Raw genomic sequence first — 16,128 nt, 5'->3', positions numbered from 1 at the left:
CTGGCGTTCATGCCCGAGGGCGGCGCCGGGGAAGCCGTCGACCGGAAGCCGATCGAGGCGCCCGCCCCGCCGGCGCAGCCTGTGCGCTTCGTCCACCATGTCGAGTGGGGTGACCTCGACAGCGCCGGGCATGTGAACAACGCCGTCTACCTCAACCTGCTCGAAGAATCCGGCATCTGCGCCGGCCAGGCGGCGGGTTGGGGCATGGAGCGGCTGGCCGAGCATGGGTTGGCCGTGGTCGCCCGCTCGCACCGCGTCCAGTATCTCCGCCCAGCGTTGCACGGAGATGACATGGAGATCGAGACCTGGCTCTCCGAGCTGCGGCGGGTGAGCGCCCAGCGCCACTACGTCGTCAGGCGCCTGAGCGATGGCTCGGTTCTCGCCCGAGCCGAAACTCGGGTGGCGATCCTGCGGCGGGAGGACATGACCCCTGCCGCCATGCCCGAAGCCATGCGGCAGGCCTTCGCGCCACAGACGGCCTGAGCCCGCCTTCGCCAGCCTCGACCTTCCCCCACTGGCTGCCTTCCCGGCGCGGCAGGCATTCTTCCCGGTTTGGCGCTCCCGCGGCACGATCGAGCCCAGGTCGGGGTTACCCGCCGGGGTTAGCCGGATTCCCCTCCGCAGGCCACCCAAAAGGCGCCGGTAGTACCCTCGGCCTACTCGAATCGACTAATAAGGTCCAATTTCACGTTGATTTCACGCTCGACTGGTATGCTGCTGCTCGATACCTATGGAAACGCATGCCCAGGAAAAGGAGATCGTAATGAGACGTCGAGTTCATCTGTTCGTGTTCGTTGCATTGGTCGGAGCGCTGTTGCTTAGCGCCTGCGGCGGCTCCGGCGGCGATGAGGCACCCGCCACCAAGGCGCCGGCCGAGCCTGCCGGGACCTCAGAGCCTTCGGTGTCGCTTGGCAGCAAGTCGTCCGCCGGGGCGGTGTCGTCCCTCGAGGACGTCGAGAAGGCCACGGTGTTGATCTTCGCAGAAGGGACGAAGTACGATCCTTTGGGGGAGATGCCTAACGCTAGTTGGCGCGGCACCGGATTCATCATCGATCCATCAGGCCTTGCTGTGACCAACAACCACGTTGCCACGGGTGCCGGGAGAATGACCGTGCGGGTGGGCGGGGAGACTCAGGAACGAGTCGCCCGCGTGCTCGGAGTCTCGGAGTGCTCCGACCTTGCTGTGATTGACGTTGAAGGCGACGGATTCCCGTTCCTGGATTGGTATGACGGGGAAGTCAAGGCAGGTTTGGATGTGTACGCCGCTGGCTATCCGCTCTCGCGGCAAGCCATTGAGGGTGAGGAATACAACCTGACCAAAGGAATCATCTCGAAGCCGCGGGCCAACGGCGAGTCCTCCTGGTCGTCGGTCGACTACGCGCTGGAACATGACGCCACCATCAACCCGGGGAACTCGGGCGGACCGCTGGTGACGGAGGACGGCAAGGTTGTCGGCGTGAACTACATGACGGGGGGGGAGGGGCGGTTCTTCGCAATCTCCGCGGAGGAGGCCATCCCGGTGGTCGAGCAGCTGAAAAAGGACGAGGACGTCAACTCGATCGGCGTCAATGGTGAGGTGGTGCTCGACCAGGACGGCAACCCGTTGGGTGTGTGGGTTGCGTCCGTCGCCTCGGGCTCGCCCGCCGACAAGTCCGGTGTCCGGCCAGGTGACATCATCAGTTCTCTGGAGAGTGTCTACGTCGCGACCGATGGAACGATGAACCAGTATTGTGGTGTTCTCAAGAGCCACAACCCGGACGACACGCTGGCCCTCGAAGTCATCCGCTGGAATACCGGCGAAGTCCTGACCGGCCAGCTGAATGGCCGTGAGCTCGAAGTCACTTCGGTCTTCGACTCGAGCGCCAGCTCGAACACGGGCAGCAGCGACACTACCGGCAGCACCACCACCGGCTACGTTGATGTTGCAGATGCCTATAGCTCGATCGCCGTCGAGATCCCCGAGTCGTGGGCCGACACCGACGGCTCGGAATGGATGGACGGTAACGATGTGATCGGCGCCTCGATCACAGCCGCCCCCGATCTCGACGCCTACAACCGGACGTGGGACGCGCCGGGGATGTTCTTCGGCGTGTCGGACGACCTGGCGCGGCTGGGCGGTCACGTCCAGATCCTGGATGCTGTCCGTCCGGACTACCTGGGTGACTGCAAGCTCGACAGCCGCTCGGACTACAACGACGGCTACTACCGCGGCAAGGCCGATCTGTTCAACAACTGCGGCGGCCCGGGTGGCTCCCAGACGTTGGTCCTCTCGGCCGTCCCGACCGACAACTCGCAGGACTTCACCATCCTGCTCATCGTGCAGATGGTGAATCCGGAGGACGAGGATATTGCCATCCACGCCCTGGACACCTTCCGAGTGATCGGTACGCTGCCCTAGGTCCTTCGAATCACCGATCGCATCCTTCGGGGTGGGAGGCCGACAGGCCTCCCACCCCGCGGAGCCGCAGCCAATGGACCACTTTGACGAGAAGTATCTCTCATACATGCTACGTCTTTGGCAGGCGGTCTCCGAGGCCGGTTCGTCCTGGCGGGCTTCGCTCGAGGATCCGCGCACCGGGGATCGTACAGGCTTCTCCGGGCTGGAGGATCTGTTCGGCTATCTGTCGCGGCAGACCATGGGAGCGGTCGGAAGTGACCAGGACCCATGGTTGGAGGAAGACCGGCCCGAGGGTGGGCAGTGAGCCGGCAGCGGCCCCACCGCAGCCAAGCTGGTTGATGGCAAGTCGGCCCAGACGCGCCAGCGATGACAGAAGACCGGAGCGCAACCGGAGACAAGGCGTCAGAACCGGCGAGGGTGGTGCGTTCGCCGAGTGCGCAACCCGTCGGCCATGTATGACACTCCGGGAGGAACGTTCGCCCGGTAGGGAGAGACCGATGTCAATCAAAGTCCGGATCCGGTACGCCCTATTTGCCCTGCCGATGCTGTTGGCCGTGGCTTGCGGCCCCGCTGGCGGCGAGGTTGGCCCAACGGCTCCTGCCAATGAGCCGGGACCGGTCGAGCGCTTCACGGCCGAAGTCACCTCGCCGGCAAGCGTGATGCTCCGCTGGCCGGCAGACGCCGACGCCACCAAGTACGTCCTCGAGGTAAAGTACGGCGAGCAAGGCTTCCTCCCGCTCGTCGAGGTCTCAGCCGATCAGACATCGTACGAGGACCTCCCTGCTCCCGACGGCATGGATCTGACCTATCGGTTGCAGGTGGTCACCTCTGCCGGCGAGTCTGAAGGCGGCACAGCCGTTGTGACGACCCCGGTGCAGGAGCCCAATCCCCTCACTGTTCAAGCCCACGAGTACGAGCCCACAACGTGGGAACCCCCAGCCGTCGACTTCAACGACCCGAACTTCGATCCGAGCAGCCTATATCCACCCGGCTTCGATCCGGATAACCCCGAGGCCTTCGATCCCTCGAGCATGATGGTGGTTCCTTCGGCCACTGCGTTGATTGGGCCCGAGGGTGGGTCGGTCTCCGTGACCAGCCCGGACAAAGTGACCTTCACGCTGGAGGTTCCTCCCGAGGCGCTGGACGAGGAGGCGCCGATCACCCTGGTGCCGATCCAGAGCATTGACGGCCTGCCGCTCAGCGGCGGGCTGCTGGGGGCCGTGCGGATTGAGCCGGAGGGGCTTTTCTTCGACCTGCCGGCGATCCTGACGATCGAAAGCCCGGACGGGGGGGCGCTCTCGCAGGAATACCTGGCCCTGGGGTTTGCCTTCGAAGGGGAAGGGCAGGAGTTCCACCTGCATCCATTCTCGCCTGAGGCAGGAACGGCCCGACGGCCTTCCGGCGCAGGGCATCTGGCGCGTGGGATTGCTCGGCCGCTGGCGGCCGGTCCCCTGGCTGCGATCGCCGCGGCCCAAGCCAGGTCATATGGCGTTGGAAGCGGGACAAAGGCAGACGCACAGGCTGTTGTGCGCAACCACCGCCCGACGGCCAACGACGCCGCCATCGCCAACTGGCTCGCCTATGGACAAGCCGAGGACCCCGAGCTCTCCCTGGGGTTCCCAGCTCAGCTGAGCGCCAACCGGATCCTCGAAAGCGCCAACAACGCCATCTCCTGGAACCAGGTGATGTGGGTCCTCGACAACTTCGAGTTCCACAACCAGTTCTACGGGAACGACAAGGCCAGCCAGGCGACCCGGGAGAAGATCTGGGACGTCCTCCTGGATCGGTTGAACAAGATGCTCGAGCAGAACTTGAAGAAGTGCTTCACCGCCGAAGACTTTAGCGCCCACGCCTTGGCCGAGCGCATGACCCGCCCCAAGTCGGGCACGTTCGGGGCGCAGATGGCGCAGCGCTTCAAGCAGAAGTACGGGGATCAGGTGCTCAAGGACGTGATCGATTCGGCCAAGAAGTGCAAGCTGGAACTAAGGCTCGACTCCCGGATCACGGCGCAGTTCACGGGCGTGGGCACGTTTGAGGTCCCCTTCCAAGGCACGTTGCCGCTGAAATGGCGCTGGAACGGCCGGGTGTCCTACCTGACGGGTCAAGGCACGATGGCCTATGAGGAGATCCGGATCCGTCCCGAGGCCTGCGCGCAGATGTTTGCCCCAGCCGGGACTGAGGCCTACGTCACGCTCAAAATGACGCCCGTGTTCGCCAGCGGCGGGGGCCTGGTGGACTTCACGTTAGCCTTCGAGGTCAAGGACAAGAAGAAGATCCAGTTCTCGGAGTTCAAGTGCGAGGACTCCAGCGTCACGCCGCCTCCGGTCGGGGGAAAATCGTTCTGGCATGGACTGTTCACGGCGGCGCATTTCCCCGACCTGGACGTGTTCGGCTGGACGATGCAAGCCGAAGGCGAGCAGCCCACGGCGACGAAGGAATGGGACCGGCAGGGCTTCAAACCGTCGATGGGGTTTGGGACCTGGAGCGAGACCTCCACGTTCGAGCTGCGGCCCGCGCAGTAAGGATCGAGCACAGGTCGGCGAGCGAGGCGGCCGTCTGAGCGGTGCACAGGCGCCAGGCTGGGGACTGGGGTTTGAGAGTTCCAACCCCCGGACCGTGATGCTTCTTGGCTGACGCCGAGCGCCGCTGGTTGGCCCGCAGACTCATGGGACCGGTGAAGTGGCTCAGTTCCCTTCCACCGGGATCGGAAGGTTGACGAAGCGCGTGGAGCACAGCATGACCGACAACGAACACAGAGGCGAAAGGTCGGCCGGGGAGGCAGTGATCGCGGCAGTGATGGCTGTAGTGCTCGTGGCTACCGCGGTCGCCGCCTGGCGCGCCAGCGATCTTGGCTCGCGCGCCGGGGACGCCGAGCGCCTGGGGCTGATCCAGTCCATCCAGGTCCAGGATTTCATCAACGTCGACTGGCAGAAGAGCTACCAGGAGGCGGCGCATGCCCAGCGCTACCTGCTGGCGGTTGCGGAAGTCGAGGCCATGGAGGCCAGCGACGATGCTGGGCTGCAGGCTCAGGCGGCCAACCAGCGCAAGTATGTGCTGTCGAATCTGGCGCTGCTCGGCGAGCCGCTGTCCACGGATCCGTCCTATACGCGCCCCGACGGCTCACTCGACATAGCCCAACGCTTTGCCGACTTGCAGGCCGAGAACGCCGACCTGGCCGCGCTGGATCCAGAAGGCGCTTTCCGGCGGGCTGAACTCTACCACGCTGAACAGCGAGGCTACTTCATCGGGACAGTCCTGCTCGCCCTCAGCCTGTTCTGGCTGGGCCTGGGCGAGATCACCCGCGGCAAGAGTCGCCTGGGCAGTCTGATCGTTGGGGTGGCGCTCTTCCTCTTCGGCCTGTCCTGGATTGCCGGCGTGGAGATCTTGTGGGCGGCCGCTCGATGGGTGGAGGTATGAGCGCAACCACAGGCGCCAGCGAGCGCTGGCGCAGCCTGGTGCTGCTGCTGACCATGGGTGCCACCGTCACCGCCTCGATCATCGTCGGCTTGCAGGCCGACGCTGGAATCCGATCCGAGATCGCCAATCGGCAGTCGCAGGTGTTCGCCCTGCTGGCCTCGGGTGAGATGTTCCGCCAGGGGATCCGCACCGACTACGACATCGCAACGCTGGCGTCGGTGACCAAAGAGATGCAGGACGGGCTTTCGCTCGAGATCACCGCGTTGGAGCAGGAAGCCGAGGGGGAGGCGGAGAGCGCGGCCCTCGCTCGCCAGCGAGCCGCCGTGCTCCAGGGACGCGTCGAGCGCGGCCGTGCGCTCTCGGTGTTCTACTCCGATCCCTCCTATATGGCGGATTCTCCGGATGCGCTGCCCGATCCCCAGGCCTACATCGCCAACACCTTCGCCGAGGCCAATCGGCTGGTGGTGTTGCAGAACGAACAGGCCGATGCCTACCAGCGCTGGAGTCGAAGGGGAGACGGCTACGTGGCGGTGCTGGCGCTGCTATCTGTGTCGCTATTCATGTTCGGCCTGGCACAGGCGGCCAGTGTTCGCACCCGGCGCACGTTCACGATCTTTGGCGCCATTGTCTTGGGTACAGGGTTGGCCTGGGCGATCTCGATCCTGGCGAGCTGAAGGCCTTTCGGCCGCCGAAACACGACGGGCGAGCTTTGCACCCGAACCAGCCTGGCGAGCCCTTCACTCGAGGAGCAACCGAGGTGAGATCGAGCCACCCGGCGAGACCATGCGCTTGGGTTCACCCCGGGCTTGATCATGGGTGGGGACCCCACTCGGGCCGTTTGCGGCTGGTAGGTGTTCATATCTCCTCCGGTCGCGGGGAAGTACAGCCAATTCCGGGGCGAGAAGGCTGTGCCGGGTAGTATCCAGATCGCTCGCCAAGGATTCGGAGGGATCGGACGGGCTCGAACCGGCGGCCGGGGGAGTTGCTCGTGGACGGTGTCTCCGGCCAAGGACCGCTGCCAGGAGGACTTGGATGTCAACCCACCGGAGGCGAGGATTTCGTGGCTGGGCAGACTGCTCGCCTCACCTGAAGCGTCTCAGCTTGCCCGGCAGGGGCGGCGTCTGATCCCGGTGGAAATGGAGGAATTGGGAAGCATGCGAAAGGGAATACGTTCGAGCTGGATGATCTTGATGGCCGTCGGCCTCGCGCTGGCGGCCTGCGCCCCGGCAGCGAGCGCACCACTGACAGCTCCCGGGCCGGATGGCGGCCCAACCGCATTCTCCGCTGCGGTCACGACGCAGAAGCCGGCGCCGACTGTGCTCCCCGTGCCGACCGCCACGCCTGCGCCCACCTCGCTCAACCCCGATGGGCCGTACATCCTGTTCGAAGGGACGGAGGGGATTTGGATTGCCAACCCCGACGGCTCCATCCTCACTCGGTTGTCCGACACCGGCATCGGGCCGGCGGATCTGCACCGGGCGATTTCTCCGCTCGGCGACCGGCTGGCCTTCATCTCGGCGTCTCAGCACGGCCCCATCTTGACGGAGATCTCCCTGCCGGAGGGTGCGTCCCGGGCCCTTGCCACGCTGCAGACCATCGTGCCGGAGGATGTCTTGAACGACCCCCTCACCCCGCAGGCCTTTGCCTACTACGCCATCACCCAGTACGACAACGTCGCTTGGCAGCCCGGCGAGGGGCGGCATCTGGCATTTGTTGGCGCGATCGAAGGCCCCAGCTCGGATCTATATGTGTATGCCTATGACACTGGCGAGATCACTCAGCTCACCGACGGCGGATCCCAGGCCGTCTATCCCACCTGGTCGCTGGATGGCGAGTTCATCGTGCAATTCGGTGGGCGCTGGGTTCCCCCCTTCGGCGGGGCGATCGTCGGCTACAACCAGGCCGATGGCGCCTGGGCCGTGCGCCTGGCAGACGGTGAGATCATCACCCAGCCGGCTGGGGTGAAGTGGCCGTGGAACCTGGTCGGATGGCTGGATGCTGGCCACTACCTGGCGTCGGAGGACGACGAGGACTGCGGCACCAGAAACCTGTTGACAGTGGCGGCCGGGGAGGGAGAAGCAGCAACGACCTTCGACGGGTGCTTTGCCTCCTATGCCGCCCTCTCTCCCGTCAATGATGCTGTCCTGATATCGAGCACCGATTGCGAGGCATGTCCCCTGGGCGAGGGCACATTCTTGTTGATGCCCGGCGGAAGTGCGCCGCAAGCAGTGCTGCCGCAGCGGTCCTGGGGCATCGATTGGCTCCCGGAGAGCGGCGCCTTCAATGTCTATCCCCTTGGCTTGATTTCGAACGAAGGCGAGATGCTGTCCGCCCCGCCGGTGGCGGATGCCTCCTACCACCCGGCGCTTTCGACCCAGGGCTTCGAAGCCTGGGAGGTGATCGAGAACCAGCAGGGTCGGGTGGTCGTGCGATCCCCCGGCGAGGATTTCCGCACCATTCTGGAGACCGATGTCGCCACGATGGTTTGGGATCCCGCGGCAGGCAGTACGTTGTTGATCGCGGCGCAGGATGGCATCCTGTACGCCGCCTCGCCGCCGGACTTCGAGCCGCGACCGGTAGGTGACTTGGGAAGCCGTGTCAGCCAGGCGGCCTGGGTCCCGTGACACAACCCAGCCGCAGGGACGCCCGTGGGGAGGTGGGGCATGCCCAAGCGTTCCGAATGTGAGATCGGCGGCCGGCAGCGTTGCCGGCTGCTTGCTTATGGGACGGCGCCTCCATCCTCCTCAGGAAAGAGGCGGCTGCCTGTAGGCCGAGGCCCCGATCCAGATTGGGGGGAGGGCCGCAACCCGGCAACACAACGACTCATTGAGGGCCGCGCCGAACCGGTGCATGGGACAACCGGGAGCCTTGCGGCGCAGGGTGAGTCCGCCTAGAATTCGCCTTGGGGTCGTCATGGCGTTGGTTCGCCCCTGAGCCGGCGCAATCTACACCCTCGTCATTCGAGTTCTGGCTCGTCACCGTCGGCGCTCCGCCTGCGCAGGTCCGGAGCGCCGACGCGAAATCGGGCCCACGGCGGCATCTTGGCACGTCTCGAACTGCGTCTTCTTGGATCCCCTTCTGTCGGGCTCGACGGTGCGCCTGTTGAGGGCTTCGCCTTTCAGAAGGCTCGGGCTCTGCTGTACTTTCTGCTGAAGGAGAGCCACCAGCCGCATGCACGTGAGGCGCTCGTCGGGCTGTTGTGGCCGGACATGCCCGAGGCCACCGCCCGCACCAACTTGCGCCAGGCGCTTGCCAATCTGCGGGAGGCAATCGGTGACGAACAGGCACAGCCTCCCTTCCTCAGCATCCGTCGCGACTCCCTGCAGTTCAACGAAGTCAGCGACCACTGGACGGACGTTGGCGAATTCACCCGACTGCTGGACGCCTGCAAGGGGCATGTGCACCGGCACCCGGACCGATGCAGGGCTTGTGCGCGCCGGCAGGAACAAGCGATCCACTTGTACCGGCGCGACTTCCTGGCCGGCTTTCATTTGAAAGAAGCGGATCCCTTCGAGGAATGGGCGGCCATCCAGCGGGAACGCCTGCACCGGCGCATGGCTGGCGCCCTGGTGCGGCAGGCGAACTTCTACGAAGCCACGGGCGAACTGGAGCACGCTCTAAGCATGCTCGGCCGGCAGCTCGACCTCGACCCGTGGATGGAAGAGGCCCACCGGGAACGAATGCGCCTGCTGGCAACGGTGGGCCGGCGCAGCGAGGCCCTGGCGCAGTATGAGGCCTGCCGGCGTGTGCTGTCGGAGGAACTGGGTGTGGCGCCGGCGCCCGAAACGGTGCGCCTGCAGGCGCAGATCCTGGACGGCAACCTCCCCGGACCAGCGGCGGCGAAGGTCGAGGCGCCCAGGCCCCTGCCGCTGCCCGCCGCGCCCCTCATCGGCAGGCAGCGGGAGCTCGCCGAGCTTGCCGACCGCCTGGAGGATCCTGGCCATCGGTTGGTGACACTCATGGGAGGCAGCGGGGTGGGCAAGTCGCGCCTTGCGCTGGCGGCGGCCCAGCAGGTTCGCAGCTCATTCACTGGGGGTGTGGCCTTTGTCCCGGCCGAGACGCTGGATAAAGCGGAACAGATCCCGACGGCGATCCTGGCGGCCCTGGCCATCGATCCGGCCGGGCCGGCCGATCCCGGCGAACAGTTGCTGGAGGCCCTAAGGGATCGCGAACTACTGCTGGTGCTCGACAGCCTGGAACACCTGTTGCCTGCTGCTCGAGCTCTGCTGATGTCCTTGCTTGAGAACGCTCGCAAGCTATCCATCCTGGTCACCTCGCAGGAACGACTGGGCCTCCAGGCCGAGTGGTGTTACGAGGTCGAGGGACTGGAGGTTGCTCCCCAGTCGCCCCAGCCGGGGATCCAGCATGTCGAGTCCGTCGAGTTGTTCCTCGAGCGCGGCCGGCGCATCAACCGCCGCCTCGGTGCGGAGGGCCGGGAGCTGGCGGACGTGCATCGAATTTGCCGCCTGGTGGAGGGGATCCCCCTGGCCATCGAACTAGCCGCTTCGGCGGTGGACACCCGTACCTGTCAGGAGATCGCCGAAGGGCTGGAGGCTGACATGCGCAGCCTGGCGGGGCAGCATCATGATCTGCCGGACCGGCACCGCAGCCTGGCAGCGGCTCTTGACCATTCATGGAGCCTGTTGGGGGAGGACAATCGCCGGTTCTTGCGGCGCCTCTCAGTTTTTCGCGACGGCTGGGAGGCAGACGCTGCCGCCAAAGTTGCCGATGCACAGCCGGAAGACCTACAGGTGCTAAGCGACAAGTCACTGATCCGACGGGACCGCTCAGGCCGGTTTGGCTTTCATGCCCTGATGCAGCAGCATGCGCAGGCGATGCTGCTGTCCGCCGACGACGCCCACGAGGTCCAGCACAATCACCTCCAGTACTACAAGGGCCTGGCCGAAGAAGCCGGGCCGCAGCTGGCGGGGCCGTCGCAAGTTGAGTGGCTGCCGCGGCTCGATCAAGAGGTCGGCAACCTCCGCCAGGCCCTGGCCTGGGGGATCGCACAGGGGGAGACGGAGCTGGCCTCCTTGCTGTCCCTGGCGCTGGCGCGCTACTGGATGATCCGCGGCACCCTGGCCGAGGGGCAGCAGTGGATCGAGAGCCTGCTGAACCTGCCCCAGGGCCCATCGATCTCGCTGCGGGTGCGGCTGCACAACCGGGCCGGGATCCTGGCGGCGATGCAGCGGCACTTTGAGCAGGCCGAGGCGCATCTGCTGACCAGCGTCGAGCTCAGCCGTGATCTGGGCGATACCCAGGGCGAGGTGATGTCGCTCAACAGCCTGGGGGCGATGTCGATCGAGCGCGGGGAGTACGAGCGCGCCCGCAGCTACCTAGAATCCTGCCTGCCTTCTTGGAGGGCGCTGGACAACCCGAATGGACTGGCCTCGACGCTCAACAACCTGGGCGCCGTGGCGCTGCTGATGGAAGACTATCCGGCGGCGCGACAGCGATTCGAGGAGAGTCTGCCGCTCTTCCGCGACCTGGGCGATCGTCGAATGATCGCCGGGGTGCTGTACAACCTCGGGGACCTGAGCCTGAAGGAAGGGGAGATCGAAAAGGCACGCGCCTACTTGAGCGAGAGCCTCAGCCTGCGCCACGCGATTGGAGAGGTCGGCGGCGTGGCGGAGACGCTGGAAGGGTTTGCCCGCTTAGCGGTCGGGGATGGCCAGGCGGCTCTTGCGGCGCAGCTCTTCGGGGCAGCGGCCTCGATGCGAGAATCCGTGGGGGTGCCCCACGCGCCCGTCAACCAGGGCGACTATGACCAGGCCGTGGCCGATACCCGGCGCGCACTCGGCAATGAGGCCTTCACCCAGGCGTGGTCGATGGGAAGTCGCCTCACCAGAGAGCAGGTGGTCACGCTGGCAATGAACCCCCGGTGATCAACGGGTGTCCAGGTAGATCTGGCAATGGTGGCTCACGAGGTTCATCTACTGGGAAGCGAGGGCAATGGATACAACTGGGCCTAGACCGGAGGGCGAGGCCACGCGCTTGCCCTCCCCCAGACGACGAATCCCCCGGCAGGCTGCCGAGAGGTGGACATAAGTCACCATACAACGCTATTCTCCTAGCGTTGCACTTGCAAGTGGAACTCATGGTGGGCTGGCCCGGTGTGGTCCCGGGGTATAATTCGATCTCGCGGGCGGTTAGCTCAGTTGGTTAGAGCGTTGCGTTGACATCGCAAAGGTCGTAGGTTCAAGTCCTATACCGCCCACCATCGCCGCCGAGACAGACCTCGGCGGCATTCGCTTTCTGCCCGCCTATCGACCTGATGGCTGCCGGCGCCAGAGCCGCTCCTACCGCCAGACCCTGCGGGCGATCCATCCGGGATCGACACGCATCGGGCCTGTGCCAGCCGGCCAGCGCGGCCGAAGGAAAACGCGGTGGGGGTTCGGGCGGAGCCCGAACCCCCACCGCGCAATCTTGCCGTGTACGGGGGCCGCGTGGGGCACTGCCTCCACCGCCGGCCGTGACGCAGGTCTCGTGCTTCTCAGGCGACGCCGCTGCCGGTCTCGCTTCCCGGGCGCGGCGGGCGCGCCATCGACCACAGCTGCAGCCGGGCGATCTCGTCCTCGAAGCCTCGCCGGGGGTAGAAGCTAGGGTTGGCCTCGGTCTCCGTCTCCAGGTAGCATGGTGTGCCGTCCCGAACCGCCCGCTCGAGGATGGGTTCGAGCAGCGCGATGCCGATGCCATGCCGCTGCCGCCCCAGGTCGGCACCGAGCGCCCACAGGTACCAGTGAGGCAGGCGCATCTGCTGCAGGCGTAGCCGATCTGTGGCATTGACCATGTCCATGAACCGCCAGCGAGGTTCGGGCTGGAAGCGGACTACTGCCGGGGGCAGGGCCACCCCCGTCCGCAAGATCTTCCAGCAGGTCAGATCCGTGTTTCCTGGGGAGAGCCAGCACGAAACGCCCGCCCGACCGGGGGTGGTGAGCACCTGGCCATAGCGCAGGCAAGTGGTCAACCGCGCCTGCCACAGCCCGGTCATGGACCTGCGGCGATCTTCCTCTGGGAAGATGCGGCGATAGGAGGGATCGTGCATGAAGGCCCGGGTCAGAACCTCGGTGGCCTGGAGGCGGGCAGCCGGTGGCAAGGGAACGATCTCTATTCCGAGGGGATGGGCCCCTGGCCTGCCTGGCGGCATGGCCTCCTGCTTGGACACCTACAGAACGCAGTGCCGGGGATGAATAGGCTCGGGCCGTGGCCGTCCGGCAGGGATCAGGCTTGTCGAGCTGAGGGCTGGGCTCCGCAGGAGACACCGCCCAGTCCGGCTCCCGATCTCCGGCCAGCCCTGCCTTCGGATCGGCTCAATTTCCATCGTATTATTGGCAGCGCCGGGTCCCGCAAGCCTCCGCGGCACCCGGGGCTTGCGGACGTACGTATAGTAGAAGGCAGCCGCCTGCAGCAGAAGGCCGGCCAGCTTATCCGCGATCAGGGGTAGGGCATGGAAACGTCGAACGGCAAGATCATCGATCTGAGGCAGGTCTTCAAGGCCTACGACACCGAGGCCGGCAGCGTGATGGTGCTCAAGGACATCAACCTGCAGGTCGACCCGGGGGAGTTTGTGAGCATCGTCGGGCCTTCGGGCTCGGGCAAGTCGACGTTGCTCAACATGATCACCGGCATCGACGCGCCGACCGACGGGGAGATCCACGTCGCCGGCCACGAGATCCACGGCTTGAACGAGAACGACCTGGCCCGCTGGCGCGGCCGGCAGGTGGGGGTGGTCTTCCAGTTCTTCCAACTGCTGCCGACGCTGACCGTGCTCGAAAATGTGATCCTACCGATGGACTTCTGTGGGGTGTATGCCCGGTCCGAGCGCGAAGGGCGGGCGATGCACTGGCTGCAACGGGTGGGCATCCCTGAGCAAGCCCACAAGCTCCCGAGCACGCTGAGCGGCGGCCAACAGCAGCGGGCAGCCATCGCCCGGGCGCTGGCCAACGACCCGCCGCTGGTCGTGGCCGACGAGCCAACGGGCAATCTGGACTCGAAGACCGCGCGCGAGGTCTTCGACCTGTTCGATGCCCTCGACAGCGAGGGCAAGACCATGGTCGTCGTCACCCACGACAAGGCGCTGAGCGAACGCGCCGAGCGTATCCTGCACCTGCTCGATGGCCGGATCCAGCGCGACGAGGACGTCAATGGGGGCTACACCCGATGAGCGTCATCTGGCGCAAGGTGCTGCGCGACCTGTGGATCAACCGCCTGCGCACGCTGCTGGTGGTGTTGGCAACGACCGTCGGCGTGTTCGCCCTGGGGATGGTCTTCGGCCTGTCGGGCCTGATGCGGGCACGCATGTCCGAGTCGCACAGCGCCAGCCGGTTCCCCAACGTCATCCTGTACACCGATCGCTTCGAGCAAGCCTTCGTCGAGTCGATGCGTCAGGAGCGGGGGGTGGCCGCCGCCGAGGGCGAAGACTACACCACCATCCGCTGGCGTTTGGAGGGCGAAACGGACTGGCGCGATGGCACGCTGCAGGCCCGTCTGGACTACCTGGACCAGCAGGTCAATCTGTTCGACCTGATCGACGGTGTGTGGCCGGGGCACCATGCCCAGGCCAGTCCCGCCAACCATGTGGTGGCCGTCGAGCGGTTGTCGTCGAGCTACTTCGACATCCCAATGGGCGCCACCATCGAGGTCGACGCGCCGGGGCGCGTGCGCTCGCTGCCGATCGTGGGCGTGGCGCGCAACACGCGGGTGTTCCCGCCGCAGTTCGGCGGTGACCCGGTCTTCTACACGACGCTGGAGACGGCCGCCTGGCTCGAAGGCCGGGACGCCGGGTTCACCGCCCTGAACTTGCTGCTTGAGTCGCCCGAGAGCGCCGGCCTGGACTGGCAGGATGAGAAGGAAGCCGGGACCTACTATACCCAGCGGGTCGAGAAGCAGGGCTTCACCGTGTGGTACGCCGAGACCTTCAAGTCCGACGTCCACTGGTTCCAGTCCTCGATCGACGGTGTGCTGCTGATCCTGAGCGTGCTGGGGCTGCTGTCTCTGGGGCTGAGCGGATTCCTGATCGCCAACATCATGAACGCTACGGTCACCCAGCAGGTATGGCAGATCGGGGTGATGAAGGCGGTGGGGGCGACCCGGGGACGAGTGCTGCGCGTCTATCTGGTGACGGCGCTCTTCTACGGGGTATTCGCTCTGATCTTCGCCATCCCGCTGGCGGCGGTGGCGGCCAGGAGCCTGGCAGGTATGCTGCTCGACCTGCTTAACATCCCGGTCGGGGCGATGCGCATTATCCCGCAGGCGGCGATCCTGCAGGTGGTGATGGCGCTGGTCGTCCCGGTGACGGCGGCGCTGATCCCCGCCTACGGAGGATCGCGCATCCGCGTCGCCCGGGCGCTCAGCACCTACGGCATCGGCGGCCACTTCGGCTCTAGCTGGCTCGATCGTCTGGTCGGCCGGGTGAAGGGGCTGCCGCGGCCGCTGGCGCTCAGCCTGCGCAACACCTTCCGCCGCAAGACCCGCCTGGCGCTGACGATGATCACCCTGGTCCTGGCCGGGCTGACCTTCATGATGGTGATGAGCCTGAAGGCTTCGGCGGATCGTACGATCGACGTGCTGCTGCAAGGCCTGGGGTTCGATGTGCTGATGACGTTCGATCGGCCGATCAGCATCCGCCGCCTCAAGGAGGTTGCCGAGGAAACCCCGGGCACGGCGCGCGCCGAGGTCTGGTCCCAAATGCCGGCGGAGCTGGACAGCTTGGTGGGCGAGCCCAAGCAGATGTTCATTTGGGGCGTTCCCGGGGACTCGCAGCTGTTTGCGCCGCGGATCGTCGGCGGGCGCAACTTGCAGCCGGATGACCGGAACGCCATCGTGCTCAACCTCGACCTGGCGACGGACGAAGGGATCGAGGTCGGCGATCGTATCCAGCTTGCCATTGGAGAGAAGGAGGTCGACTGGGAGGTCGTCGGGCTGATGCTCAAGATCGGCAACGAGCTGACCGACAACTTCGTTCCCTACGACTCTCTGGCACGGGCGACGCAGAACGCCGGACGGGGATGGATGCTGATGGTGCGCTCGGCCGAAGACAGCCCCCAGGGCCGGGAGCAATTGGCGAAGGATCTCAAGTCAACCTTCACTGCCCGGCACATGGAGCCGTCCATGGTGCAGACTGCTGACGAGACGCGCGCTCAGTCCGAAGCGCAATTCGACATCATCGTCTACCTGCTTCTGGCGATGGCTATCCTGGCGGCCGGAATTGGCGCCGTGGGTCTGCTGAGCACATTCTCGATCAACGTCTACGAACGCCGCCGGGAGATCGGCGTGATGCGCGCCATCGGCGCGACTTCGCGGGCCGTGGCCGG

11 protein-coding genes and 1 tRNA gene are annotated in these 16,128 nt (G+C 65.8%); 11 read left to right on the top strand and 1 reads right to left on the bottom strand.

Annotation, left to right across the window (positions count from 1 at the left end; translation table 11 throughout):
* The 9 genes from MUO23_05520 to MUO23_05480 all read left to right on the top strand — a co-directional run.
* Positions 1 to 483: acyl-CoA thioesterase (locus tag MUO23_05520; GenBank protein ID MCJ7512412.1), on the top strand; the 483-nt coding region annotated here is incomplete at its 5' end.
* A 280-nt stretch (positions 484 to 763) separates the two neighbouring features.
* Positions 764 to 2,398, top strand: coding sequence for a trypsin-like peptidase domain-containing protein (locus MUO23_05515; protein ID MCJ7512411.1), 1,635 nt, complete (start codon positions 764 to 766; stop codon positions 2,396 to 2,398).
* Between the two features lie 73 nt (positions 2,399 to 2,471).
* Positions 2,472 to 2,702: a hypothetical protein gene (locus MUO23_05510; GenBank protein ID MCJ7512410.1), complete on the top strand. Its 231-nt coding sequence runs from the start codon at positions 2,472 to 2,474 to the stop codon at positions 2,700 to 2,702.
* Between the two features lie 193 nt (positions 2,703 to 2,895).
* The gene (locus MUO23_05505) at positions 2,896 to 4,920 is read left to right on the top strand and encodes a fibronectin type III domain-containing protein (GenBank protein MCJ7512409.1); all 2,025 of its coding nucleotides are present in this window, start codon (positions 2,896 to 2,898) and stop codon (positions 4,918 to 4,920) included.
* 214 nt (positions 4,921 to 5,134) lie between these two features.
* The gene (locus MUO23_05500; protein ID MCJ7512408.1) at positions 5,135 to 5,815 is read left to right on the top strand and encodes a hypothetical protein; all 681 of its coding nucleotides are present in this window, start codon (positions 5,135 to 5,137) and stop codon (positions 5,813 to 5,815) included.
* Positions 5,812 to 6,489, top strand: coding sequence for a hypothetical protein (locus tag MUO23_05495; GenBank protein MCJ7512407.1), 678 nt, complete (start codon positions 5,812 to 5,814; stop codon positions 6,487 to 6,489). The genes MUO23_05500 and MUO23_05495 overlap by 4 nt, the downstream gene beginning before the upstream one ends.
* A gap of 516 nt (positions 6,490 to 7,005) precedes the next feature.
* Positions 7,006 to 8,439: a hypothetical protein gene (locus MUO23_05490; GenBank protein MCJ7512406.1), complete on the top strand. Its 1,434-nt coding sequence runs from the start codon at positions 7,006 to 7,008 to the stop codon at positions 8,437 to 8,439.
* A gap of 417 nt (positions 8,440 to 8,856) precedes the next feature.
* Positions 8,857 to 11,700, top strand: coding sequence for a tetratricopeptide repeat protein (locus MUO23_05485; GenBank protein MCJ7512405.1), 2,844 nt, complete (start codon positions 8,857 to 8,859; stop codon positions 11,698 to 11,700).
* 258 nt (positions 11,701 to 11,958) lie between these two features.
* A tRNA-Val gene (locus tag MUO23_05480) sits at positions 11,959 to 12,035 on the top strand.
* Positions 12,036 to 12,308: 273 nt separating this feature from the next.
* Here MUO23_05480 and MUO23_05475 read toward each other — a convergent pair.
* Positions 12,309 to 12,962: a GNAT family N-acetyltransferase gene (locus MUO23_05475; GenBank protein ID MCJ7512404.1), complete on the bottom strand. Its 654-nt coding sequence runs from the start codon at positions 12,960 to 12,962 to the stop codon at positions 12,309 to 12,311.
* Positions 12,963 to 13,262: 300 nt separating this feature from the next.
* Here MUO23_05475 and MUO23_05470 point away from each other — a divergent pair, with 300 nt between their 5' ends.
* Together MUO23_05470 and MUO23_05465 are read left to right on the top strand one after the other, a co-directional pair.
* Entirely contained in the window at positions 13,263 to 13,979 is a 717-nt protein-coding gene (locus MUO23_05470) for an ABC transporter ATP-binding protein (GenBank protein MCJ7512403.1), read from the top strand.
* Positions 13,976 to 16,128: ABC transporter permease (locus tag MUO23_05465; protein MCJ7512402.1), on the top strand; the 2,153-nt coding region annotated here is incomplete at its 3' end. The genes MUO23_05470 and MUO23_05465, both read left to right, overlap by 4 nt.

This window comes from Anaerolineales bacterium, from assembly GCA_022866145.1.
GTDB lineage: Bacteria > Chloroflexota > Anaerolineae > Anaerolineales > E44-bin32 > PFL42.
The sequence above is the reverse complement of the archived record's forward strand: the minus strand, read 5'-3'. Positions and strand labels throughout refer to the sequence as shown.

What these genes read in the sequence shown, in the direction of transcription:
- MUO23_05510 (MCJ7512410.1), top strand. Translation starts at nt 2,472, where the DNA reads ATGGACCACTTTGACGAGAAGTATCTCTCATACATGCTACGTCTTTGG.
- MUO23_05500 (MCJ7512408.1), top strand. Translation starts at nt 5,135, where the DNA reads ATGACCGACAACGAACACAGAGGCGAAAGGTCGGCCGGGGAGGCAGTG.
- MUO23_05515 (MCJ7512411.1), top strand. Translation starts at nt 764, where the DNA reads ATGAGACGTCGAGTTCATCTGTTCGTGTTCGTTGCATTGGTCGGAGCG.
- MUO23_05475 (MCJ7512404.1), bottom strand. Translation starts at nt 12,962, where the DNA reads ATGCCGCCAGGCAGGCCAGGGGCCCATCCCCTCGGAATAGAGATCGTT.
- MUO23_05495 (MCJ7512407.1), top strand. Translation starts at nt 5,812, where the DNA reads ATGAGCGCAACCACAGGCGCCAGCGAGCGCTGGCGCAGCCTGGTGCTG.
- MUO23_05505 (MCJ7512409.1), top strand. Translation starts at nt 2,896, where the DNA reads ATGTCAATCAAAGTCCGGATCCGGTACGCCCTATTTGCCCTGCCGATG.
- MUO23_05470 (MCJ7512403.1), top strand. Translation starts at nt 13,263, where the DNA reads ATGGAAACGTCGAACGGCAAGATCATCGATCTGAGGCAGGTCTTCAAG.
- MUO23_05490 (MCJ7512406.1), top strand. Translation starts at nt 7,006, where the DNA reads ATGGCCGTCGGCCTCGCGCTGGCGGCCTGCGCCCCGGCAGCGAGCGCA.